Origin of the sequence: Brevundimonas mediterranea (assembly GCF_011064825.1) — a bacterium.
Taxonomy (GTDB): domain Bacteria; phylum Pseudomonadota; class Alphaproteobacteria; order Caulobacterales; family Caulobacteraceae; genus Brevundimonas; species Brevundimonas mediterranea_A.
On sequence record NZ_CP048751.1, the window covers coordinates 2,692,526 to 2,712,712 of the forward strand.

23 protein-coding genes and 2 tRNA genes are annotated in these 20,187 nt (G+C 67.4%); 10 read left to right on the plus strand and 15 right to left on the minus strand.

The features are described 5' to 3' along the window. Positions 1 to 28: 28 nt before the first annotated feature. Entirely contained in the window at positions 29 to 1,993 is a 1,965-nt protein-coding gene (locus tag GYM46_RS13160; RefSeq protein ID WP_008263534.1) for an acetyl/propionyl/methylcrotonyl-CoA carboxylase subunit alpha, read from the plus strand. Here the strand turns inward: GYM46_RS13160 and GYM46_RS13165 are convergent. Continuing rightward, positions 1,990 to 2,280: a putative quinol monooxygenase gene (locus tag GYM46_RS13165; RefSeq protein ID WP_008259000.1), complete on the minus strand. Its 291-nt coding sequence runs from the start codon at positions 2,278 to 2,280 to the stop codon at positions 1,990 to 1,992. The genes GYM46_RS13160 and GYM46_RS13165 overlap by 4 nt on opposite strands. A 95-nt stretch (positions 2,281 to 2,375) precedes the next feature. On the opposite strand from GYM46_RS13165, the gene GYM46_RS13170 reads away from it, so the two are divergent. The 3 genes from GYM46_RS13170 (at position 2,376) to metG (ending at position 5,982) form a co-directional block, all read left to right on the plus strand. Next, the gene (locus GYM46_RS13170; RefSeq protein WP_035311052.1) at positions 2,376 to 2,774 is read left to right on the plus strand and encodes a DUF1489 family protein; all 399 of its coding nucleotides are present in this window, start codon (positions 2,376 to 2,378) and stop codon (positions 2,772 to 2,774) included. A 51-nt stretch (positions 2,775 to 2,825) separates the two neighbouring features. Beyond that, positions 2,826 to 4,175 carry an MATE family efflux transporter gene (locus GYM46_RS13175; RefSeq protein ID WP_156796452.1) on the plus strand — a complete coding sequence of 450 codons (1,350 nt, stop codon included), beginning with the start codon at positions 2,826 to 2,828 and terminating at the stop codon, positions 4,173 to 4,175. Positions 4,176 to 4,263: 88 nt separating this feature from the next. Then, the gene (metG, locus tag GYM46_RS13180; protein WP_008262540.1) at positions 4,264 to 5,982 is read left to right on the plus strand and encodes a methionine--tRNA ligase; all 1,719 of its coding nucleotides are present in this window, start codon (positions 4,264 to 4,266) and stop codon (positions 5,980 to 5,982) included. An 88-nt stretch (positions 5,983 to 6,070) separates the two neighbouring features. On the opposite strand, the gene GYM46_RS13185 is transcribed toward metG, so the two are convergent. Further along, positions 6,071 to 6,403 carry an ArsR/SmtB family transcription factor gene (locus GYM46_RS13185; protein ID WP_050771659.1) on the minus strand — a complete coding sequence of 111 codons (333 nt, stop codon included), beginning with the start codon at positions 6,401 to 6,403 and terminating at the stop codon, positions 6,071 to 6,073. Positions 6,404 to 6,447: 44 nt separating this feature from the next. Between GYM46_RS13185 and GYM46_RS13190 the strand changes: the two genes are divergently transcribed. Continuing rightward, the gene (locus GYM46_RS13190) at positions 6,448 to 6,795 is read left to right on the plus strand and encodes a carboxymuconolactone decarboxylase family protein (RefSeq protein WP_008258902.1); all 348 of its coding nucleotides are present in this window, start codon (positions 6,448 to 6,450) and stop codon (positions 6,793 to 6,795) included. Here the strand turns inward: GYM46_RS13190 and GYM46_RS13195 are convergent. The 3 genes from GYM46_RS13195 to rlmB are packed head-to-tail and all read right to left on the minus strand — an operon-like array spanning position 6,792 to position 8,855. Continuing rightward, positions 6,792 to 7,121, minus strand: a complete 330-nt coding sequence (locus GYM46_RS13195) for a rhodanese-like domain-containing protein (RefSeq protein ID WP_008259958.1) — start codon at positions 7,119 to 7,121, stop codon at positions 6,792 to 6,794. The two genes, GYM46_RS13190 and GYM46_RS13195, sit on opposite strands and share 4 nt — an antisense overlap. Beyond that, a complete protein-coding gene (locus GYM46_RS13200; RefSeq protein WP_008262837.1) occupies positions 7,118 to 7,939 on the minus strand; it encodes a TerC family protein in 822 nt (273 codons plus the stop codon). Before GYM46_RS13200 ends, GYM46_RS13195 begins: the two co-directional genes overlap by 4 nt. A 31-nt stretch (positions 7,940 to 7,970) precedes the next feature. Beyond that, entirely contained in the window at positions 7,971 to 8,855 is an 885-nt protein-coding gene (gene rlmB / locus GYM46_RS13205) for a 23S rRNA (guanosine(2251)-2'-O)-methyltransferase RlmB (RefSeq protein ID WP_008261285.1), read from the minus strand. A 148-nt stretch (positions 8,856 to 9,003) separates the two neighbouring features. On the opposite strand from rlmB, the gene GYM46_RS13210 reads away from it, so the two are divergent. The 3 genes from GYM46_RS13210 to tuf all read left to right on the plus strand — a co-directional run bounded on the left by GYM46_RS13210 (position 9,004) and on the right by tuf (position 10,485). Then, a tRNA-Tyr gene (locus tag GYM46_RS13210) sits at positions 9,004 to 9,087 on the plus strand. An 81-nt stretch (positions 9,088 to 9,168) separates the two neighbouring features. Beyond that, positions 9,169 to 9,242: transfer RNA gene (locus GYM46_RS13215), tRNA-Gly, on the plus strand. A gap of 52 nt (positions 9,243 to 9,294) precedes the next feature. Beyond that, positions 9,295 to 10,485 carry an elongation factor Tu gene (tuf, locus tag GYM46_RS13220; RefSeq protein ID WP_040349698.1) on the plus strand — a complete coding sequence of 397 codons (1,191 nt, stop codon included), beginning with the start codon at positions 9,295 to 9,297 and terminating at the stop codon, positions 10,483 to 10,485. A 141-nt stretch (positions 10,486 to 10,626) separates the two neighbouring features. Here tuf and GYM46_RS13225 read toward each other — a convergent pair whose 3' ends face one another. Continuing rightward, entirely contained in the window at positions 10,627 to 11,286 is a 660-nt protein-coding gene (locus tag GYM46_RS13225) for a COQ9 family protein (RefSeq protein ID WP_008261005.1), read from the minus strand. A gap of 187 nt (positions 11,287 to 11,473) precedes the next feature. Here GYM46_RS13225 and rpsU point away from each other — a divergent pair, with 187 nt between their 5' ends. Then, the gene (gene rpsU, locus GYM46_RS13230; RefSeq protein WP_035310689.1) at positions 11,474 to 11,734 is read left to right on the plus strand and encodes a 30S ribosomal protein S21; all 261 of its coding nucleotides are present in this window, start codon (positions 11,474 to 11,476) and stop codon (positions 11,732 to 11,734) included. Between the two features lie 101 nt (positions 11,735 to 11,835). On the opposite strand, the gene GYM46_RS13235 is transcribed toward rpsU, so the two are convergent. The 8 genes from GYM46_RS13235 to GYM46_RS13270 form a co-directional block, all read right to left on the minus strand. Next, complete coding sequence (locus tag GYM46_RS13235; RefSeq protein ID WP_008260990.1) at positions 11,836 to 13,194, minus strand: ABC transporter permease; 1,359 nt, start codon at positions 13,192 to 13,194, stop codon at positions 11,836 to 11,838. Continuing rightward, positions 13,191 to 14,141, minus strand: a complete 951-nt coding sequence (locus tag GYM46_RS13240) for an ABC transporter ATP-binding protein (RefSeq protein ID WP_008263140.1) — start codon at positions 14,139 to 14,141, stop codon at positions 13,191 to 13,193. Before GYM46_RS13240 ends, GYM46_RS13235 begins: the two co-directional genes overlap by 4 nt. Before the next feature lie 75 nt (positions 14,142 to 14,216). Further along, on the minus strand, positions 14,217 to 16,103 hold the full coding sequence (locus GYM46_RS13245; protein ID WP_040349697.1) for a CocE/NonD family hydrolase: 1,887 nt from the start codon (positions 16,101 to 16,103) through the stop codon (positions 14,217 to 14,219). A gap of 62 nt (positions 16,104 to 16,165) precedes the next feature. Further along, positions 16,166 to 16,801 (minus strand): M23 family metallopeptidase, encoded by a 636-nt coding sequence (locus tag GYM46_RS16965; RefSeq protein WP_008262584.1) that lies wholly within the window; start codon positions 16,799 to 16,801, stop codon positions 16,166 to 16,168. Between the two features lie 146 nt (positions 16,802 to 16,947). Beyond that, positions 16,948 to 17,568 carry an SAM-dependent methyltransferase gene (locus tag GYM46_RS13255; RefSeq protein WP_008260655.1) on the minus strand — a complete coding sequence of 207 codons (621 nt, stop codon included), beginning with the start codon at positions 17,566 to 17,568 and terminating at the stop codon, positions 16,948 to 16,950. A 64-nt stretch (positions 17,569 to 17,632) separates the two neighbouring features. Beyond that, positions 17,633 to 17,857 carry a YdcH family protein gene (locus GYM46_RS13260; protein WP_008264154.1) on the minus strand — a complete coding sequence of 75 codons (225 nt, stop codon included), beginning with the start codon at positions 17,855 to 17,857 and terminating at the stop codon, positions 17,633 to 17,635. 36 nt (positions 17,858 to 17,893) lie between these two features. Next, positions 17,894 to 18,379, minus strand: a complete 486-nt coding sequence (locus GYM46_RS13265; protein WP_008259634.1) for a TIGR02444 family protein — start codon at positions 18,377 to 18,379, stop codon at positions 17,894 to 17,896. After that, positions 18,376 to 18,975: a UbiX family flavin prenyltransferase gene (locus tag GYM46_RS13270; protein WP_050771658.1), complete on the minus strand. Its 600-nt coding sequence runs from the start codon at positions 18,973 to 18,975 to the stop codon at positions 18,376 to 18,378. The genes GYM46_RS13265 and GYM46_RS13270 overlap by 4 nt, the downstream gene beginning before the upstream one ends. 115 nt (positions 18,976 to 19,090) lie before the next feature. Here GYM46_RS13270 and GYM46_RS13275 point away from each other — a divergent pair, with 115 nt between their 5' ends. Beyond that, a complete protein-coding gene (locus tag GYM46_RS13275) occupies positions 19,091 to 19,264 on the plus strand; it encodes a YdcH family protein (protein ID WP_008262715.1) in 174 nt (57 codons plus the stop codon). Positions 19,265 to 19,373: 109 nt separating this feature from the next. On the opposite strand, the gene GYM46_RS13280 is transcribed toward GYM46_RS13275, so the two are convergent. Continuing rightward, on the minus strand, positions 19,374 to 20,039 hold the full coding sequence (locus GYM46_RS13280; RefSeq protein ID WP_008263868.1) for a DUF1013 domain-containing protein: 666 nt from the start codon (positions 20,037 to 20,039) through the stop codon (positions 19,374 to 19,376). Positions 20,040 to 20,187: the final 148 nt, after the last annotated feature.

The following is a 20,187-nucleotide window of genomic DNA, read 5'->3' on the forward strand; positions in this document are numbered from 1 at the left end:
AGCCGCCGCGCCTCGCTAAGAACGCGTCATGTTCAAGTCCGTCCTGGTCGCCAATCGCGGCGAAATCGCCTGTCGTGTCTTCCGCACCGCCAAGCGGATGGGGTTACGCACCATCGCCGTCTATTCCGAGGCCGACGCCCAGGCCCTGCATGTGCGCGAGGCCGACGAGGCGGTGCGGATCGGGCCGGCGGCGGCGCGCGAGAGCTATCTGGACGGCGCCAAGGTGCTGGCGGCGGCCAAGGCGACGGGGGCGGAGGCGATCCATCCCGGTTACGGATTCCTGAGCGAAAACGCGGACTTTGCGGAAGCTGTTGCAGCGGCGGGTCTGATCTGGATCGGACCGGACCCGGCCTCGATCCGGGCCATGGGGCTGAAAGACGCGGCCAAGGAACTGATGATCCAGGCCGGGGTGCCGGTGACGCCGGGCTATCAGGGCGCGGACCAGTCGGAAGCGACCCTGACGGCCGAGGCGGCGCGGATCGGCTATCCGGTGCTGATCAAGGCGGTGGCGGGCGGCGGCGGCAAGGGGATGAAACGGGTCGATGATCCGGCCGATTTCGCCGCTGGTCTGGCCAGCGCCAAGCGCGAGGGGGCCGCGGCCTTCGGCGACGACCGGGTGCTGATCGAACGCTACATCACCCGCCCGCGCCATATCGAGGTGCAGGTGTTCGGGGATCGGCACGGGGATGTGGTTCATCTGTTCGAGCGGGACTGTTCGCTGCAACGCCGCCACCAGAAGGTGATCGAAGAGGCGCCGGCGCCGGGCATGAGCGAGGCCGTGCGGGCCGCCGTGACGGGCGCGGCGATCAAGGCGGCCAAGGCGGTCAACTATGTCGGGGCCGGGACCATCGAATTCATCGCCGACGCCTCGGACGGGCTGAAGGCGGACGGGATCTGGTTCATGGAGATGAACACCCGGCTGCAGGTCGAGCATCCGGTGACGGAAAGCGTGACCGGCGTCGATCTGGTCGAATGGCAGTTCCGCGTGGCGGCGGGCGAGCCCCTGCCGCTGAAGCAGGATCAGATCAAGCTGAACGGCTGGGCCATGGAGGCGCGCCTCTATGCCGAGGATCCGGCGAACGGTTTCCTGCCGTCGATCGGGCGGCTGGAGCATTTCGTCATGCCGGACGGAATTCGCGTCGATACCGGCGTGGAACAGGGCGGCGAGGTCAGCCAGTTCTACGATCCGATGATCGCCAAGCTGATCGTGCATGAGGACACGCGCGAGGCGGCGGCGGCGCGGCTGGCCGAGGCGGCGGGCGAGGTCGAGGTCTGGCCGGTCAAGACCAATGCGGGCTTCCTGAAACGCTGTTTGGACCATCCGCGCTTCGTGACGGGGGATGTGGATACGGGGTTCATCGCGGCGGAGGAGGCGGCGCTGCAGCCGGTCGAGACCGCCGAGGCGACGCTGGCGGCCCTGACCCTGATCGCGGAGGCGGCGAGCGATGGAGAGGCGGCCGGGTCTGACCGGTTCAGCCCCTGGGGCGGCCAGCCGGGCCTGTCGTATGGGGTTCGTCTGAACGCGCCCGCTCAGACGATGGTCTGGGCGCATGTGGACGGCCGGGGCGTGTCTGGGGCCGTGACCCCGGTCGAGGCGGGATGGCGCGGCGCCGAGGGAAGGACGGCCCAGATCGGATTCGACCAGGTGCAGGCCGGCGAGGCGCTGTTCGGCTATCAGGTGATCGATGACGGCTTCGTCCTGTTCGTGGACGGCGAGGCGCGCCGGGTGACTCCGCATCGCGCCGCCGTGGGCTCAGGCGCCGGAGCGGTCTCCGACGGCGCCCTTCGCGCCCCCATGCCCGGCAAGATCGTCGCCGTACCCGCGAAGGCGGGTGACGTCGTCGCCAAGGGCCAGCCCGTCGTGGTGCTGGAGGCGATGAAGATGGAGCATGCCCTGACGGCGCCCTTCGACGGGGTCGTCGAGCATGTGGCGGCTGTGGGCGATCAGGTGGTCGAGGCGGCGGTTCTGGCGGTGGTGAAGGCGGCGGACTAAAGCCCGATGCCGCCGAGAGGCCGCGTCTGGATCGAGTCGTCCATCTTGGCCATCAGGCCGTAGATGGGGCGCCAGGCGCCGCTTTGACGCAGATCCTCGCTCCAGGACAGATGGGTCGGCTGATCGGCCCAGACCTCCGTGACCCAGAGGACGTCGGCGTCGACCAGATCGTGCGCGACGATATAGGAATGACAGCCGTGCTTCCTGACGGCGGGGTCCATCAGGAGCAGAGCGAGTTCGTCGCGGCGACCCGGGTATGCGGTCAGGCGCGTGATCAATCCGTACATACTGGTTCCGTGGCGTCCGGTAGCGCGCGGGCCATGATCCGGCTTCGTCGTTAAAGAATCTGGCCAAGGCGGATAAGGGCGACTACGTGGGCGCCATGCCGCTTCACATGATCAAACTGGGCGTCGGGGTTCCCGACGTCGACTGGCTGGAGGCCCGTGCGGCCAAGGGCGGGCCGCTGGTGGTCCATACCCGGATGACGCCGAAACGCGCGCCCGAGATCGAGGACGGCGGGTCGCTGTACTGGGTGGTCAAGGGCGTGATCGTCTGCCGCCAGCGCGTGCTCGACATCGCCACCCTGGGCGAGGGCAAGCAGAGCCGGTGCGAGATCACGCTGGAGCCCAAGGTCGTTCGCACGGCGCCAATGGCGCGCCGGCCTTTCCAGGGCTGGCGCTATTTCGAGCCCAAGGACGCGCCGGTCGATCTGACCGACCTCGACGCGGGCGAGGCGCCGGAGGAACTGGTGCGCCAGCTTCGCGAACTGGGCGCCTGGTAGGCCAGAGCCACACGGTTTTTGGGTGTTGACCGGGGCGGTCGGGCGTGGCCTGTGCCGGCTCCGATGATCGCGCTCAGTTTCCAGACCCGTTCCGCCTTTCGCGACCTGCTGCACCTGGCATGGCCGGTGATCCTGGCGCGGATCGGCATCATGACCATGGGGCTGACGGACGCCATCGTGGTGGGGAATTTCTCCAGCAAGGAACTGGCCTTCCATTCGCTGGCCTGGGCGCCGACCTCGATCGTGGTGACGACGGCGGTGGGCCTGATGCTGGGCGTGCAGGTGATGACCGCGCGGATGCTGGGCGAGGGACGTCGGCACGCGGTCGGGTCTGTGCTGCGGCGGGGCATGACCTATTCGCTGCAGATCGGGGTGGTGTCGATGATCGCCCTGATCGCCGTGGGGCCGTGGGGCCTGGGCAAGATCGGGCTGGAGGACGGACTGGCCGAGGGGGCGGGGCCGGCCCTGGTGGTCTTCGCCCTGTCCATGCCCTTCTATCTGATCTCGGTGACGGGCCAGTTCTTCCTGGAGGCCCTGGGACGGCCCAAGCCCGGCATGGTGGCCATGTGGATCGCCAACGGGGTCAATCTGGCGCTCAATATCGTGCTGGTGCCGGACCTGCTGGGCATCGGCTTCGACGGCGCCTTCGCCTCGGCCTGGGCGACGTTCGGGGCGCGGGCGGCGCTGGCGATCTTCCTGGTGGTCTATATCCTGCGCCTGCCCGAGGCGCGGGCGCTGGGTATCTTCGACAAGCCCGAACGCGACCCCAAGGCGGCGCGTGAACAGGTCAAGGTAGGGCTGGGCGCCGGCGCGTCCTATTTCATCGAGGTCGGGGCCTTTTCCGGCTTCACCTTCTTCGCCGGCCAGATCGGCGCCGCGGAGACGGCGGCCTGGGCGGTGGTGCTGAACGTCTCGGCCATCGTCTTCATGCTGCCCATGGGGCTGTCGTCGGCGACGGCGGTGCTGGTGGGCCGCAGCTATGGGGCGGGCGACGGGCGAGGGGTGTTGCGGGCGGGTCTGGTCGGGCTGGGGGTGGTCAGCGCCATGACCTTCATCGTCGCCCTGCTGGTGTGGCCCAGCGCGCATCTGATCGTGGGCGCCTACAATCGCGATCCGGTGCTGCTGGCCATCGCCGCCCCGGCCCTGGTGCTGGCGACCCTGTTCTTCGTCGCGGACGGAATCCAGGTGGTGGCGGCCCAGGCGAACCGGGCGGCGGGCGACGTCTGGTGGCCCACGATCATGCATTTCGTGGCCTATGGGGCGGTGATGATGCCGCTGGGCTGGATTCTGGCGCACCGGATGGGCGTCGACGGTCTGGTCTGGGCGGTGGTGATCGCCAGCCTGGCCTCGTCTGTCCTGCTGACCGGGCGGTTCGTCAGGGTGGCGCGGCGCCTGCCATAGAATCTCCCTCCCCATGTAGGGGAGGGAGAGGTGACGTCGCCGCTTCCGCTCTCTATATCCCTGCGCTTCCCCGAACTCCTGGACGATCATGGCCCGCATCCTCATCACCTCGGCGCTGCCCTACATCAACGGCATCAAGCACCTGGGGAATCTGGCGGGCTCGATGTTGCCGGCCGACGTCTGGGCGCGGTTCAAGCGGGCCCAAGTTCTTCCTGATGGAAGCCGGCATGAGGTCCTCTACATCTGCGCCACCGACGAGCACGGCACCCCGGCCGAGCTGGCCGCCGCCGCCGCCGGCCAGGACGTGCGCACCTATTGCGACGAGCAGCACGAGATCCAGAAGGCGGCCGGCCAGGCCTTCGGCCTGAGCTATGACTGGTTCGGCCGGTCGTCGAACCCGCAGAACCATCGCCTGACCCAGCATTTCGCCGAGGCCCTGGAGAAGAACGGCCTGATCGAGGAGCGGGTGGATCGGATGATCTATTCGATCGACGACGCCCGCTTCCTGCCCGACCGCTATGTCGAGGGCACCTGCCCGCACTGCGGCCATGTCGGGGCGCGGGGCGATCAGTGCGACAACTGCGGGCGGCTGCTGGATCCGACCGACCTTATCGATCCCTATTCGTCGGTGTCGGGCTCCAAGAACCTGGAGGTGCGCGACACCCGCCACCTTTACTTGCTCCAGACCAGGATCGAGCCCCAGATCCGCGCCTGGGTCGACAGCAAGACCGGCTGGCAGGTGCTGGCCAAGTCCATCGCCTACAAGCATCTGGACGAGGGGCTGATCGACCGCGGCATCACCCGCGACCTGGCCTGGGGCGTGCCGGTGCTGAAGGACGGCTTCCCCCGCCCCGGCATGGAGGACAAGGTCTTCTACGTCTGGTTCGACGCCCCCATCGAATATATCGCCGCGACCGAGGAATGGGCCGAGGCGACCGGCGGATCGTGGCGCGACTGGTGGCGTCTGGACGAGGGGGCCGAGGACGTCCGCTATGTCCAGTTCATGGGCAAGGACAATGTCGCCTTCCACACCGTCAGCTTCCCGGCGACCATCATCGGCTCGGGCGAGCCGTGGAAGACGGTGGACCAGTTGAAGGCCTTCAACTGGTTGAACTGGTACGGCGGCAAATTCTCGACCAGCCAGAAACGCGGCGTCTTCATGGACCAGGCGCTGGAGCTGCTGCCGGCCGACTACTGGCGCTGGCGCCTGACGGCCTATGGGCCGGAACACGCGGACTCGGCCTTCACCTGGGAGGATTTCCAGGCCTCGACCAACAAGGACCTGGCCGATGTGCTGGGGAATTTCGTCAACCGGATCGTCAAATTCGCCGAGTCCAAGTTCGACGGCGTCGTGCCCGAGGGCGGCGAGGCGGGTCCGGTCGAGATCCAGCTGGAAGCCGACATCAAGGCGGGAATCGCCGAGGCGACCGAACAGTTCGAGGCCATGGAGTTCCGCAAGGCCGCGTCCGCGCTGCGCGCCGTCTGGGTGCTGGGCAACGAATATCTGCAGGTCGCGGCGCCCTGGACGGCGTTGAAGACCGACCGCGACCGCGCGGCGGTGGGTGTGCGGACCGGGCTAAATCTGGTGGCCCTGTTCGCGCGTCTGGCGGCGCCGATCCTGCCCTTCTCGGCCGAGAAGATCGCGGCGTCGGTCGGGTCCAGCGACCTGAGCTGGCCCGGGGCTGACGAGGATGTGCTGAACAGCCTGGCCGTCGGTCAGGCCGTGGCGGCCCAGGGCGTTCTGTTCGCCAAGATCGAGGACGCCCAGGTGGCCGAATGGTCCGAACGGTTCGGCGGGGCGGACTAAGCCGAACGGCCGGTTCCCCCTGAAGGCAGGGACAACGGATTAAACTCTACGCTTGAGCGCCCTGGGGGCGGCGCAAAGCCGCGCCCGGTCAGGCGTCGTCGCGCGCGCAGAAATGGTCGTACAGCACGGCCATGATCTGGATCGTCGCGGGATGGGCGATGAAATAGGTCAGGGTGCGGTGGTCGCGGCGGCAATCCACCACCCCCTCGTCCTTCAGCTTGGACAGATGCTGCGACATGGAGGCGGGCGCCACGCCCGTTTCGGCGATCAGGGCCGAGACGTTCCGCTCGCCCTGGGCCAGGGCGCACAGGATCATCAGCCGGTGGGGATTGGCCAGACCCTTCAGAAAGGCGGAGGCGTCGTCCACGCGCTGCGGAAGAGCGTGGGACAATTTCACCGTCAAGGCGTCTTTACATTCCATGCTCGTCTCATATCGTAAAAATATGAATTGAGAAGGAGGCTGTCATGGCCAAGGACTATGCGGCGCTGACCCGCGACATCTCGACCTACATCGGCGAACTGCGCCGGCTGCAGCCCGGGCCGATGCAGGCCTTTTCGGAACTGGCGAAGTCGGCCACGGCCGAAGGGGCGCTGGACAAGAAGACCAAGGAACTGATCGCCCTGTCCATCGGGGTGACGCAGCGGTGCGACGGCTGCATCGGCTTTCACGCCAAGGCGCTGAAGGATCTGGGAGCCACGCGCGACGAGATCGCCGAGGCCATGGCGATGTGCGTCTATATGGGCGGCGGGCCGGCCCTGATGTACGCGGCCGACGCCCTGAGGGCGTTCGACCAGTATTCCGAAGCGGCCTAGGCCTCGATGATCGGCAGACCGGCGGCGCGCCAGTCCTGGATGCCGCCGGTCAGGTTGAACAGGGGCTGGCCCTCGGGGCCGGTCGGGCCGACGAAGGCGCAGACCTGGTGACTGCGGCCGCCGCGCAGGCACATGACGATGATCCGGCGATCCGCCGGGAGGTCCAGCGCCTCCCAGGCGGCGGGCATGGCGCTGAGGGGGGCCAGAATCGCGCCGTCGATGCGGGCGGCGGCGAACTCGTCCGCCTCACGCACGTCGATCAGAACGGCCTCGCCCGCGCGCAGCCAGGCGGCGGCCGTTTCGACATCGACCGTGGCGACGGTCATGGCGCGGGCGTCGGCGCAGGCGCGGCGGGTTCGGCCGGGGCCGGGGTCGGGCTGGTCTCGGTGCGCTTGTGGCCCAGGTGTTTGGCGGCTTCCTCGGGACTGATCTCGATGAAGGCCGGGGCGGAGGCGTTGAACTCATCCATATTGCCGGTGCGGACCACCACCTGGCGGGCGCCGTCCCAGATCATGTGGAGGGCGACATACAGCACGACGACCAGGCCGATATAGCCGATCCAGCGGAAACGGTGCAGCAGTTTGGCGATGAAGGTCGCCGCCACCCCCATCAGGGCGATGGACAGGATCAGGCCGAAGACCATGATCCACGGATGTTCATGAGCGGCGCCGGCGACGGCCAGCACATTGTCCAGCGACATGGTGATGTCGGCGACCATGATCTGGAGCAGGGCGGCGCCGAACGACTTGCGCTTGAGCCCCAGTTCTTCGGGCGAGGGGCCGGTGCCGTGCTCGATGCTCATGGCGAGCTCGAGCTCCTTCTCCGCCTCGGCCTGGTCGTGGGTGCGCTGCTCCTGCAGTTCGCGCCACATCTTCCAGCAGACCCACAGCAGCAGCAGCCCGCCGGCCAGCAGCAGGCCGACCAGGGCCAGAAGCTGGACCGTGATCAGGGCGAAGCCGATGCGCATGACGACGGCGGCGGCCAGACCGATCAGAATGGCCTTCTTGCGCTGATCCTGGGGCAGGGCGGCGGCGGCCAGGCCCACGGCGACGGCGTTGTCGCCGGCGAGGACCAGGTCCATCAGCAGGACCTGGCCCAGCGCCGTGGCCTGGCTGGCGAGTTCGGGAGACGAGAGAAATTCCATGTCCGCTCCTTAACGCCGGTGCGGCCGTCTGTCAGCCGCGTTGCGCGCGCGCGGCTTCATAAAGTGCGACGGCGGCGGCGTTGGAGACGTTCAGGCTCTCGAATCCGCCGGGCATGGGGATCTTGGCCAGGACATCGCAGTGTTCAGCCACCAGTCGGCGGATGCCGTCGCCCTCCGACCCCATCACCAGGACGGTCGGCTGGCGGTCCAAAGCCTCCTCCAGCGTCTGTTCTCCCGTTCCGTCCAGGCCGACGGCGCGCCAGCCCAGGTCAGCCAGTCGTTCCAGCGCCCGCGACAGGTTCGTCACCCGGGCATGCGGCAGGCGTTCGGTGGCGCCGACGGCCGCCTTGGCCAGGGCGCCGGCCAGGGCGGGGGCGTGGCGGTCCTGGACGACGATGCCCCGCGCGCCGAAGGCCAGGGCCGAGCGGAAGATGGCGCCGACGTTCTGGGGATCCGTCAGTTGGTCCAGCATGACGATGACGCCCTGGGCCGGCTCGGCCAGCTCTTCCAGCGAAACGCCCTCCAGCGGCTGAACCTTGAAGGCCAGGCCCTGGTGGACGGCGCCGGCCGGCAGCATCCGGGTCAGGGCCTGAACCTCGACGACCTCGATCTTGTGGCCGTGGGCCAGTTGGCCCTGTTCGATCTCGGCGGCGCGCTCGGCCGTGGCCAGCAACCGGCCCATGCCGCGACGCGCGGGATTCGCCAGCGCGGCCAGGACCGGATGACGGCCCCAGAGAAAATTATCGGCGTCGGACTTGCTCCGGTCCGCCGAACGGGGCGCGCGAGGGGGCTCCTCGCGGCTGGAAAAGCCTTGTGTGACGGGCTTTTGCCCCTTTTCGCGCGGGCCGGAAGACCGGTTTCCGAAGACCGGTTTTTTACCGCTTTTACGGTCGTTGCGTTCTGTTTTCGACGACACTATAAGACGCCCTCCGATTTGGAGCCCCAAGGGCTTTCGGGTCTGGGCGCCCCCTCTATCCTAGAGGAGGCGACAAGCCGAAGGCTTTTGTTTCGTCCCGCTTGATTAAGGGCGGAACGAGGGGTCCATCGGTTCGACAAGGCGCGCTGGGGGAATGTCCCGAGTGGCAAAGGGGGGGGACTGTAAATCCCCTGCGTAAGCTTCGAAGGTTCGAGTCCTTCTTCCCCCACCACGCGCCTTGACGGATACGATGGATCAGGACGACGGAGAGGAACCGGCTGCGGCGTTCCCCAAGAACTTCCGCAGTCTCCGCGCGGGTATAGCACAATGGTAGTGCAGCAGCCTTCCAAGCTGAGGATGTCGGTTCGATCCCGTCTACCCGCTCCAGGTTTTTTGATCAGCATCGCGCCCCTCAACCCGGGCCATCAGGAGTTTGGCCATGGCCAAGGAAAAGTTCGAACGCACGAAGCCGCACTGCAACATCGGCACGATCGGCCACGTTGACCACGGCAAGACGACGCTGACGGCGGCGATCACGATGACGCTGGCGAAGGCCGGCGGCGCCAAGGCTATGGCCTATGCGGACATCGATGCTGCGCCGGAAGAAAAGGCCCGCGGCATCACGATCAACACGGCGCACGTCGAGTATGAGACGGCCAACCGTCACTACGCCCACGTCGACTGCCCCGGCCACGCCGACTATGTGAAGAACATGATCACCGGCGCGGCGCAGATGGACGGCGCGATCCTGGTGGTTTCGGCCGCCGACGGCCCGATGCCGCAGACCCGCGAGCACATCCTGCTGGCCCGTCAGGTCGGCGTGCCGGCCCTGGTGGTCTTCATGAACAAGGTCGACCTGGTCGACGACGAAGAACTGCTGGAACTGGTCGAGATGGAAGTGCGCGAGCTGCTCTCGTCGTACCAGTTCCCGGGCGACGATATTCCGATCACCAAGGGTTCGGCCAAGGCCGCGACCGACGGTGTGAACCCGGAAATCGGCGAACAGCGCGTTCTGGCCCTGATGGAAACCGTCGACAGCTACATCCCGCAGCCGGAACGTCCGGTCGACCTGCCCTTCCTGATGCCGGTCGAAGACGTCTTCTCGATCTCGGGCCGCGGCACCGTGGTCACGGGCCGCGTCGAAAAGGGCATCGTCAAGGTCGGTGAAGAAGTCGAGATCGTCGGCATCCGCCCGGTCCAGAAGACGACCTGCACCGGCGTCGAAATGTTCCGCAAGCTGCTGGACCAGGGTCAGGCGGGCGACAACGTCGGCGTTCTGCTGCGCGGCACCAAGCGTGAAGACGTCGAGCGCGGTCAGGTTCTGTGCAAGCCGGGTTCGATCACCCCGCACACCAAGTTCCTGGCCGAGGCCTACATCCTGACCAAGGAAGAAGGCGGCCGTCACACCCCGTTCTTCACCAACTATCGCCCGCAGTTCTACTTCCGCACGACCGACGTGACCGGCATCGTGCAGCTGAAGGAAGGCGTCGAAATGATCATGCCCGGCGACAACGCCGAGCTGAACGTCGAACTGATCACCCCGATCGCCATGGACCAGGGCCTGCGCTTCGCCATCCGTGAAGGCGGCCGCACCGTCGGCGCCGGCGTCGTCGCCAAGATCATCGAGTAATCATTCTTTTGGCCTAACGCGCTCACGCGCTACTTGAGGCCAGACGGATGTCGTCGCCTAACAGAACGGCCCCCGGAGCGATCCGGGGGCCGTTTTGCTGTGGGGCGGGGGCTGGCGGCTTTGGCGCGGCCGACGCGCGAATCAGGACGCGGGCTGGTCCTTCGCCCCGTAGCGCATCCGACTCAGGGCGTCGCTCACCCTGCGGAACGGCGCCTCGAAATCCTTGCCGGCCTTCCATTTCTCGAAGGCCATGACGTTTTCGATTCGACGGGCGACGAAGGCCTCGGCCGGCGCGCGACCGTCGAACCAGCGCATCGTCAGGGCGGGGATCAGGATGCCCGACAGGATGGTGCGCTTGGAATAGTGGTTCCAGTCCGTGGTCTCGTCGCCGGCCCAGCGCCACAGGTGGTCGGCGCTCTCCCAGGCCAGTTTCAGCCCCAGGTCGGCGTTGGTCGGCAGGGCGAGGAAGGCGGCGCAGCGACGGGTCGCCTCCAGGTCGGCGGCGCCGGCCTCCATCCGCTCGGACACGGCGCGGGCGATTCTCTCACGTATCTTCAAGGACTTGGCGTCGACTACGCCCAGGGCCTCAAGCGCACGGGCGTCATGGCGGCGCGAGAGCAGGGCGGCCAGATCGCGCGCGCCATTGGGCAGAAGCAGTTCCTCGTCGCCGCGCGACAGGCCGCAGGCCTCGCAGGCTTCCCGCACCAGACGGGCGTTCCAGCCCAGGGCGGGGGCGCGCGCGACGGCTGCATCCAGCACGGTCTGTTCGGTCCGGTCGGCCCAATCGTCGTTCTGTGTCATGGGCGGATCATACGCCCGTCTCATCGGGCTTTCGAGCCTCGAAGAATGGTTGCGACGAACTGGACAGAATGGGGCGGCTCGTGTATCAGCGCGCCTTCATCCGGGAGCCCGACTTTCGGAAGACAATTTTATTTTGTTCGCCCGTCTCCCTCACAGGACGCGGCGGGCGGCCAAAGGAGAGTTCAACCTGGTACAGATTTTCGTTCGCGATAATAACGTCGATCAAGCGCTGAAAGCCCTCAAGAAGAAGATGCAACGCGAAGGCAGCTTCCGTGAAATGAAGCGCCACGTGCATTACGAAAAGCCGTCGGAAAAGCGCGCCCGTCAAAAGGCCGAAGCTGTCCGCCGCGCCCGTAAGCTGGCCCGCAAGCGCGCTCAGCGCGAAGGCCTGCTGCCCCCGCCGAAGCCGCGGGTTCCCGGCCCCGGCGCCGCTGGCGGCAGCCGCTAAGGCTCACGCTCAGGCCAAAAGATTCGAGGCCGCCTCCGCAAGGAGGCGGCCTTTTTCTTTGTCTCCTCCCTGCGAAGCGGGGAGGAGACCGCGTCTCGCCCTCATCCCCGGCCGGTGATCGCCCGGCCGAAGGTCTTCCAGCTCAGTTTGACGTCCGACAGGGCGCCGGCCCGGAAGGCGCGGCCGGCGATCCAGACCATCAGGGCGGCGGTGGCGAACATGCCGATCAGGGTCAGGACGATCTCGACCAGAGGCGGATCGCTGGGCGCGCGGGCGCTCATCAGGAAGGGGGTGAAGAAGGGAATCCACGACAGGACCTTGACCACCGGCGCGTCGGGACTGGTCAGGGCCATCTGCATGACCAGCATGGGCACGACCAGGATCATCATGATCGGTCCCATCAGGGTCTGGGCGTCGCGCGGCGTCTCGCAGAAGGCGCCGATGGCCGCGAACAGCACCGCGTACATCAGATAGCCGCCGACCATATAGGCGATGAAATAGAAGACCAGGCCGTCGTGCATCAGCACCTGTCCGACCGTCGCCGCCGTCTGGGGCGAGGCGGACAGCAGGCCGAACGTTCCGATCCCGCCCCAGACCACCAGCACGCTCAGGGTCAGCATCGCCACGCCCAGCACCTTGCCGGTCAGGATTTCGGTCGCCGAGGCCGACGACAGCAGGACCTCCAGGATCTTATTCGACTTCTCCTCCATCACGCTGTTCAGCAGGATGGAGGCCCCGGTGATGACCAGGGACCATAGCAGGAAGCCGGCGGCCAGGCCGATGAAGGAGGGGATGCGGTCGCGCATCGAGACCTCGCCTCCGCTGGCGGCGTTGGGCGAGAAGGCCTTCACCTCGGGGCGGAAGCTCTGCACCTCCTGGGCCACGGCCGGGGCGACCCCGGCGGCGGTCAGCAGTTCGGTGCGGCGGGCGTCGCGCAGGGCGCCGCGAATGAAGCCGGAGACGTCGTTGTCGTTGGCGCGGCCGGTCCAGACCTGGGCGGCGGGCTTGCCGTCGACGCGGCTCAGGAAGACGACCGCGTCCAGGCGGCGGTCCTTGGGCGTCTCCTTGTCCAGGGCCGTCTTGATGGCGGCGTCGCGGGCCGGGCCGGTCGCCTCGGCGATGGCGGGCGGCGGGGCGACCAGGCGGATCTTGGGACCGCTGATGGAGGCGACGGCGCGGCCGGCGCCGGCCTGTCCCTTTTCGGCGGCTTCGCGCAGACGCTCGTTCTGACGGTCCAGATCGGACTGGAGCGAGGCGCGCACGGCGGCGGCCAGGCCCGTGGCGGTCGGACCGTCCTCGACGACGGCCACGGCCTTGATCGGTTCGGCCGACTGGATCAGCAGGGGAATGCCGCCGCCCAGCACGGCGAACAACGGCAAGGCCAGCAGCGACAGCCAGAAGCCCACGGTCTTGGCGTAGGCGACATATTCGCGCCGGGCGATCAGCAGGGTGCGCTTCATTGGACCGCCTCCGAAAGGGTGACGGCTTGATCGGGATGGTCCCCGGTCAGGCCGATGAAGGCGTCGTGCAGGGTCGGCTCCTTCAGGGCGAAGCCGCGCACGTCCAGCCCGTTCAGGAAGGCCGCCTTCAGCGTCTCCTGGCCGCCGGCGCCGGGCGCCAGGGCGATCTTCAGCCGTCGCACCCCGTCCTGGTCGGACAGGGTCTCGACCCCCGCCACGCCGGGCAGGGCCGCCGCCGCCTCGGGGGTGATGGCGCCGTCCAGATCAAGAAAGCGCGGCGAGGTGGCCTTGGCCTCGTCCACCGAACCCTCGAAGGCCTTCTTGCCCCGGGCCAGCAGCACGACCTTGTCGCACAGCCGTTCGGCGTGCTGCATCACATGGGTCGAGAACAGGACGGTGGCCCCGTCCGCCGCCAGCCCCCGGATCATCTCTTCGAGCCCCTGCTGGTTCATCGGGTCAAGGCCGGAGAAGGGCTCGTCCAGGATGACGAACTCGGGCTTGTGGACCACGGCGGCGATCAGCTGGACCTTCTGGGCCATCCCCTTGGACAGCTCCTTCATCATCTTCTTCTGCGCCGCGCCCAGGCCCTGCTGCTCCAGCAGCAGTTTCGCGCGTTTCTTGCCCTCGTTCATGGGCAGGCCCTTCAGGGCGCCGAAGAAGGCGATGGCCTCGACCGGGGTCATCTTCTTGTAGAGGCCGCGCTCCTCGGGCAGGAAGCCGATCCGGTCGCGCACGAACCGCCCATTGGGCGCGCCCAGAATATCGATCCGCCCCGCGGTCGCCTCCTGCAGCCCCAGGATCATCCGCAGGGTCGAGGTCTTGCCCGCCCCGTTCGGGCCCAGAAAGCCGCAGATCGAGCCCTTGGGCACCTGAAAACTGAGATCGCGCACGGCGTCGAACCCGCCATACCGCTTGCTTACGCTCTCCAGCGTCAACGCCGCCGTCATCTCGTCTCCCCCCACAGTTGCAGTCAGCCTAGCAAGGCCGAAGCGGTTCAGGCCAGCCGCTTCGCCGTCGCGCCCCTACTTCAGGACGGGCAGGTCGATATAGGAGGCGTCCTCGCCCGCGTGGTGGAGGGCGTTGTCTGCGATCACGCTCTGGGTTTCCGTCTCGTTTGGGCCGCCCGTATTCAGGTTGCGGACGAACTTCGGGAAGTTGGAGCTGGTCACCTCCACGCGGATCCGGTGGCCGGGCTGGAAGGTGTTGCTGACCGTCATCGGTGTGGGCTGCACCGTCGCCACCTGGCCGGGGACCAGGGGCGTCGGCCGCGCATAGCCGTCGCGGTAGCGCGCCCGCATGATGGTGTCGCCCAGAATATAGGCCGTCCCGTCCGGCGCCACGTCCACCAGCTTGACGGCGAAGTCTGTATCCGCCGCCGAGGATGACACCTTCAGCACCGCATCGATGAAGCCGGTCACCTGCATCGGCGCCGTCAGCGGCTCGGACGTATAGACCAGCACGTCGTTGCGCGCCTCGATCGGTCGCTGGTCGAAGGCGCCGGCCGTGACCAGGCCGCCGTTGCAGCAGTCGCCGCCGCCGATGGTCTGGACCGGGTTCATCGGATCATAGCGATAGCGGTCCGCCGCTTCGCCGACGGGCGGCGCTTCGAGGCTGAGCCGGCCATCCCCGTTCAGGCTGTTGGCCTCGCCGGCCGAGCGCAGATACATCCGCACCGTCTCGACCCCCTGCGGCGGCCACTGGGCGGCGGTGCGCCACCTGTTTTCGCCCATGTTGAAATACTGGACATGCGGGGTGGTGGCGGGGAAGGCGCGGGCCTCGCCCTTCAGCCAGCGGTCGAACCAGGCGGCGACCAGGGCGTCGCTGTCAAAGCTGGCGTCGCCCAGGTCCCGGTCGCCGGAGCGGAAGTTCGGCCCCAGGCCGCCGAAGGCGCAGTGGTTGTTCGGCCCGACCACCATATACTGGTTCTCGGCCGCCTCGCGGTCCTGAGTGGTGGAACGGGCGTGGTTGAACAGCTCCATGTTCGGTCCGATGGACACGTCGTACCAGCTGTTGAACCACAGCGACGGCACGCCCCAGCCCATGTCGTCATGATACAGGCCCCCTTCGCGCCAGGCTGGATCGTCCGGCGTCCGCGCGATCAACGCCTCGAAGGTCGCCGGCGGCTCGCCTAGGTCCTTCATCATCTCGTTGACGGGCAGGTGGCGGATCTGGCTGGGCCAGTTCACGTCCGGCTTCTCGGCGTCCAGATCGTTGTAGCGGACGATCCGGGCGCGGGTTTCCTGATCGATATCGCCGGGGATCTGGGCCCGCTGCGGATTGTCCACGCCGTACAGCCAGACGAAGAACAGGTTGCGGGGCACGCCGCCGGTGTACCAGTTGCCCTGTTCCTGGAACCGGCCGACCTTGCCGATGCCCGCGCCAGACGCTTGGGGGACCATGGCGGCGTGGGCCGGGTGGTTCTGGGCGGCCAGGGCCAGCTGCCACTCGGCCGAGGAGGAACAGCCGAGGGTGCCGACCTTGCCGTTCGACCAGGGCTGGGCCGCGATCCAGGTCAGGGCGTCATAGCCGTCGGTCTGGGGATAGCCCAGGATTTCGTAATCGCCCTGCGAGAAGTAGCGCCCCCGTTCGTTCTGCATCACCAGGGCGTAGCCCCGGCTGACCCAGGTCAGGGCGCTACGCGTCGTGCGGGCGTTATTGGCCAGTTCGTTATAGGGCGTCCTGACGAAGACGGTGGGCAGGGGCCCCTTGGCGCCCTTGGGCCGATAGATGTTGGTCGCCAGGCCCACCCCGTCCCGCATCGGAACCATCACCGCCATCTCGACATCGGCGATGCGGGACAGTTCGGACTGGGCCGCCGCGTCGCTGTAGCGGTTGTAGTTCTGGGCCGAGGCGGCGATGGGGGCGGCTGACAAGGCGGTCGCGACAACGGCGGCGACAAATCTGTTCATATCCAGTCCCTCCACAGAAAGGGGAGGTTAGGACGATCTCGGCCCGCGTCGCAACGGATTGCTCAGGCCTTGGCCTTCACCGCCACGTCGAAATGTCGGCCCATGACCTTGGTCGGGTTCACCTGGCCGCCGTTGCGGCGGACCTCGAAATGAAGGTGGGGACCGGTGGAATAGCCGGTGGAGCCGACAAGGCCGATGCGCTGGCCGGGCGTGACCGCGTCGCCGCTGGCCACGTCGATGCGGCTGAGATGGCCATAGACGGTGCTGAGGCCGTTGGGGTGGCGGACTTCGATGAAGTTGCCGTAGCCGCCGGCGTCATAGCCGGTGCGGACGATCCGGCCTTCTGCGGCGGTGAAGACGGTCGTTCCCTTGGGCGCGGCGATGTCGACGCCCTTGTGGGCGCGGGCGCGGGCCTCGATCGCCAGTTTGCGCAGGCCGTAGGGCGAGTTGATCGCATAGCCGCGCACCGGGGCCGAGAAGACGATCTGGCGCATCACCGGACCGGGCGCCTCGACCTGGGCCTTGACCGGCGGGGCCACGGGGGCGGCGGCCAGGGCGGGCGGCGGGGTCTCGCGCGTCACGCCGGGGGCGGCGGCGGCGGCCAGCACGGCCACGGCGGCGAAGGCGACCGTCTGGCCGGAGTGGATCAGAAGGCTCTTGCAGCGCGCCAGGGGCGCGTCGGTCAGCAGGCGTCGCATTCGGCGGCGTCTCCAGCGTATTCACGCTCTGGATTTGAAGGCGCGGCGGCGCGGTCTCGCGGCGGCCGTCCCAGGGGAGGCCGGCTTATGCCCGGCGGCTGGGGCGACTTTTGGGCCGTCGTCTGGCGGCGGATGGTCGCAGAGCGTCAGCCCGGGGGACGGCGTGCGATCAGATCGATCAGGGCCGAGCGGCCATGGTGGCCCGAACCTTCGTGAAGATCGGCGTCATAAGCGTCCAGCGTCTCGATCTCGAAATCCCCGAAGGCCTGGCGCAACAGCTCCGGCGTATAGAGGTGGTCCACCTGGGGCGGACCGCCGGTGCCGTATTCGATCTGGCGCGGGGTATAGCCGTGCAGCAGGATCAAGCCGCCGGGTTTGACGGCCCTCTTCATGCCCTCGAAAATCTGGTGTCTGAAATCAGGGGCGGCGAACTGGATGAAGACAGCGACGACGGCGTCATAGGCGGCCTGGGGCCAAGCCCAGTCCTGCAGGTCCTGCACCCTGAAATCCACCTCCACGCCCGCTTCGCGAGCCAGGCTTCGCGCCTTGTCCTGGCCGGACGGCGAGATGTCGGTCGCCACCACATCGTGACCCAGAGACGCCAAATACACGGAGTTGCGACCCTCGCCGTCGGCGGGGGCGAGAATTCGACTGCCCGGTGTCAGAGCCTTCGCGTGGTTCAGCAGAAAGCGGCTGGGGGCCGTGCCGAACACATAGTCGTCGGTCGCGGCATAGCGCGCGTCCCAGCCGGTGCTTGCAGTCGCCATGATCGTCCTCGTTATTTTGCGAGTCGTTATCAACATTCCGCGCCCGGCGCAATCCGCCGAAGGGTCAGGCGATGATGTCGGGCAGGATCTGGTCCTCGATCTTCACGATCTCGTCCTTGATAGCCAGTTTCTTGCGCTTCAGCCGGGCGATCATCAGCTGGTCGGGAACGGCGGCTTCGGTCAGGGCGTCGATGGAGGCGGAAAGGTCGGAATGTTCGAGGCGCAGCAGTTTGACGCGGGCGTGAAGCGCCGCCTCTTCCTCGCTGTATTCCGGAACGTCGTCATTCATCGTGCAATCCCCGAAACGATTATAGCCACAGGCGTCTCAGGCCGGAAGGGCGTCGGCCAGCCGGATCAGGGCGGGACGCGGCGTAACCTGGGCCCAGACCCGCGCCGTCGCGACCAGGGCCTCGACAAAGGGGCGAGGCGAGCCGGTCGGCGCCTCCGACGCCAGGGCCTCCAAGGCCTCGAGCAGGTGTCGCTCCGCCAGCAGCTCCAGCGCCTTGACCCGGTCGCGCACGGCCTGGCGGGGTTCGTCGTCGATGTCGGGGATCGGCGCCTTCAGGGTGCGGCGGATCGCACGCAGCGGCGCCACCACGACGCTGTCCCAGGCGCGAGCGGTGTCGCAGGCGGCCTCGATGGTCTCGGCGTCCGGATTGCGACCCGTGGCCGCGATCCAGGCGGACCACAGCAGGACCGGCACATTCTGCTCATGATTGTCCTGCAAGGCCACACAGGCCTCGCTGACGCCCGGCGCGGCATAGGCGGCGACCGCCCAGTCCCACAGGGGTGTGGATTGAGCGGCCGTCACTTGAGCCCCTCCCAGCGCCGCACGGCGCTCCAGTCCAGGCCGAACAGGTCCAGGGACCGGCCGACCGACTGGTCCACCATCTCCAGGATCGACGCCGGCCGGGCGTAGAAGGCGGGCAGGGGCGGGGCGATGATCGCCCCCATCTCGGTCAGGGCCGTCATGGTCCGCAGATGGCCCAGATGGAAGGGCGTCTCGCGCACCATCAGCACCAGAGGCCGACGTTCCTTCAGGGTCACGTCGGCGGCGCGGGTCAGAAGGGACGAGGTCACGCCGGTGGCGATCTCGCTCATCGTCTTCACCGAACAGGGGGCGACGATCATGCCCAGGGTCTTGAACGAGCCGGAGGCGATCGTGGCCCCGACGTCGGCCATCTTGTGGACGACGGTCGCCTTGGCGGTCAGCTCGGCAGGCGACAAATCCGTCTCCTGCGACAATGTGAGCAGGGCCGCCTTGGACACCACCAGATGGCTTTCGACGCCGAGATCCTTCAGGGCGTCCAGCACCCGTGCGCCATAAATCGCTCCGGAAGCCCCTGAAATTCCTACGACCAGCCGATAAGGAGGGTTCCGTATGGCTCCGTTCACATCATGGACCATTTTAAGGGTCAGCCTCCGTGGGTCCGGCGAAACCGGCTGTCACTGGAATGTGATTCCACAGCCTGCCGAACCGGGCGCTCACTCTACTGGTCCCTAACCTACGGAGGCGCAAGCCATGACCATCGAGGCTCGTATTCGCGAACTGGGTAATCGTCATCGCACCCTGGATCAGACGATCCAGAAGGAGCTCACCCGTCCGTCCGTGGACACGTTGCAGGTCAGGGAGCTGAAGCAGAAGAAGCTCCGGCTGAAGGAAGAAATCACCAGTCTGGAGGCGCGGGCCCACTAAGGGGCGCACGACCTCCCGAAAACGACGACGGCCCCGGAGCGCGATCTCCGGGGCCGTTTTTCGTTCTGTCTCCGCCCTGTCGCGTAGCGATGGGAGGAGGCGACGCGTCTCAGTCCTTGGTGCCGAACACCGACGCGGCGGTCGGTTCGGCGCCGGGACGCTGGCGGGCTTCCGGCACGAACTCGGGTTCGGCCTCGACTTCCTCCACCGGCTGGATGGTGCCGCCGCCCTTCTTCAGGTCGTCCTTGGTCTTCTTGTCGGCGGCCTTCTTGACGATTTCGTCCAGCACCAGCTGGCCGACCAGGCCCAGGGTCACGGGATCGACCGGCTTGATGTTGGCGCTGTTCCAGTGGGTGCGGTTGCGCACGCTTTCGATCGTGGACTTGGTGGTGCCCAGCAGTTTGGCGATCTGGGCGTCGGTCACTTCCGGGTGGTTGCGCACGAACCAGGCGATGGCGTCCGGACGGTCCTGGCGACGCGAGACCGGCGTGTATTTGGGCGCCGGCTTGGCCGACTTCATCAGTTCGGCGTGACGGCTGACGATGGCCTTCAGGCGATAGTTCTCGTCGGCCTGGGCCTTGTCCAGTTCCTCGCGGGTCAGCTGGCCGCCGGTGACGGGATCGACGCCGCGGATGTCGCGGGCCACGTCGCCGTCGGCGATGCCGCGCACTTCAAGCGGATGCAGGCCGCAGAAATCGGCGATCTGCTCGAAGCTGAGGGAGGTGTTGTCGACCAGCCAGACCGCAGTGGCCTTCGGCATCAGAATGTCGCTCATGGGGCGTTCGTCCCGGAATGGTGGGGCCGCCGAATGGGGGTTCGGCTGGCGTTGGATACGACGGCGCCCGGCCTTTCGACCGGGCGCTTATGGTTTCGATATAGGCCTATTCGCCCGAAAAGAAAACGCCGCCGAACATTCACGTACA

What these genes read in the sequence shown, in the direction of transcription:
- metG (WP_008262540.1), top strand. Translation starts at nt 4,264, where the DNA reads ATGGCCCGCATCCTCATCACCTCGGCGCTGCCCTACATCAACGGCATC.
- GYM46_RS13190 (WP_008258902.1), top strand. Translation starts at nt 6,448, where the DNA reads ATGGCCAAGGACTATGCGGCGCTGACCCGCGACATCTCGACCTACATC.
- GYM46_RS13280 (WP_008263868.1), bottom strand. Translation starts at nt 20,039, where the DNA reads ATGAGCGACATTCTGATGCCGAAGGCCACTGCGGTCTGGCTGGTCGAC.
- GYM46_RS13200 (WP_008262837.1), bottom strand. Translation starts at nt 7,939, where the DNA reads ATGGAATTTCTCTCGTCTCCCGAACTCGCCAGCCAGGCCACGGCGCTG.
- GYM46_RS13270 (WP_050771658.1), bottom strand. Translation starts at nt 18,975, where the DNA reads ATGGTCCATGATGTGAACGGAGCCATACGGAACCCTCCTTATCGGCTG.
- GYM46_RS13195 (WP_008259958.1), bottom strand. Translation starts at nt 7,121, where the DNA reads ATGACCGTCGCCACGGTCGATGTCGAAACGGCCGCCGCCTGGCTGCGC.
- GYM46_RS13240 (WP_008263140.1), bottom strand. Translation starts at nt 14,141, where the DNA reads ATGACGGCGGCGTTGACGCTGGAGAGCGTAAGCAAGCGGTATGGCGGG.
- GYM46_RS13185 (WP_050771659.1), bottom strand. Translation starts at nt 6,403, where the DNA reads ATGGAATGTAAAGACGCCTTGACGGTGAAATTGTCCCACGCTCTTCCG.
- GYM46_RS13225 (WP_008261005.1), bottom strand. Translation starts at nt 11,286, where the DNA reads ATGACACAGAACGACGATTGGGCCGACCGGACCGAACAGACCGTGCTG.
- GYM46_RS13160 (WP_008263534.1), top strand. Translation starts at nt 29, where the DNA reads ATGTTCAAGTCCGTCCTGGTCGCCAATCGCGGCGAAATCGCCTGTCGT.
- GYM46_RS13255 (WP_008260655.1), bottom strand. Translation starts at nt 17,568, where the DNA reads ATGGCGACTGCAAGCACCGGCTGGGACGCGCGCTATGCCGCGACCGAC.
- GYM46_RS13260 (WP_008264154.1), bottom strand. Translation starts at nt 17,857, where the DNA reads ATGAATGACGACGTTCCGGAATACAGCGAGGAAGAGGCGGCGCTTCAC.
- GYM46_RS16965 (WP_008262584.1), bottom strand. Translation starts at nt 16,801, where the DNA reads ATGCGACGCCTGCTGACCGACGCGCCCCTGGCGCGCTGCAAGAGCCTT.
- GYM46_RS13275 (WP_008262715.1), top strand. Translation starts at nt 19,091, where the DNA reads ATGACCATCGAGGCTCGTATTCGCGAACTGGGTAATCGTCATCGCACC.
- GYM46_RS13235 (WP_008260990.1), bottom strand. Translation starts at nt 13,194, where the DNA reads ATGAAGCGCACCCTGCTGATCGCCCGGCGCGAATATGTCGCCTACGCC.
- GYM46_RS13170 (WP_035311052.1), top strand. Translation starts at nt 2,376, where the DNA reads ATGCCGCTTCACATGATCAAACTGGGCGTCGGGGTTCCCGACGTCGAC.
- tuf (WP_040349698.1), top strand. Translation starts at nt 9,295, where the DNA reads ATGGCCAAGGAAAAGTTCGAACGCACGAAGCCGCACTGCAACATCGGC.
- GYM46_RS13245 (WP_040349697.1), bottom strand. Translation starts at nt 16,103, where the DNA reads ATGAACAGATTTGTCGCCGCCGTTGTCGCGACCGCCTTGTCAGCCGCC.
- GYM46_RS13165 (WP_008259000.1), bottom strand. Translation starts at nt 2,280, where the DNA reads ATGTACGGATTGATCACGCGCCTGACCGCATACCCGGGTCGCCGCGAC.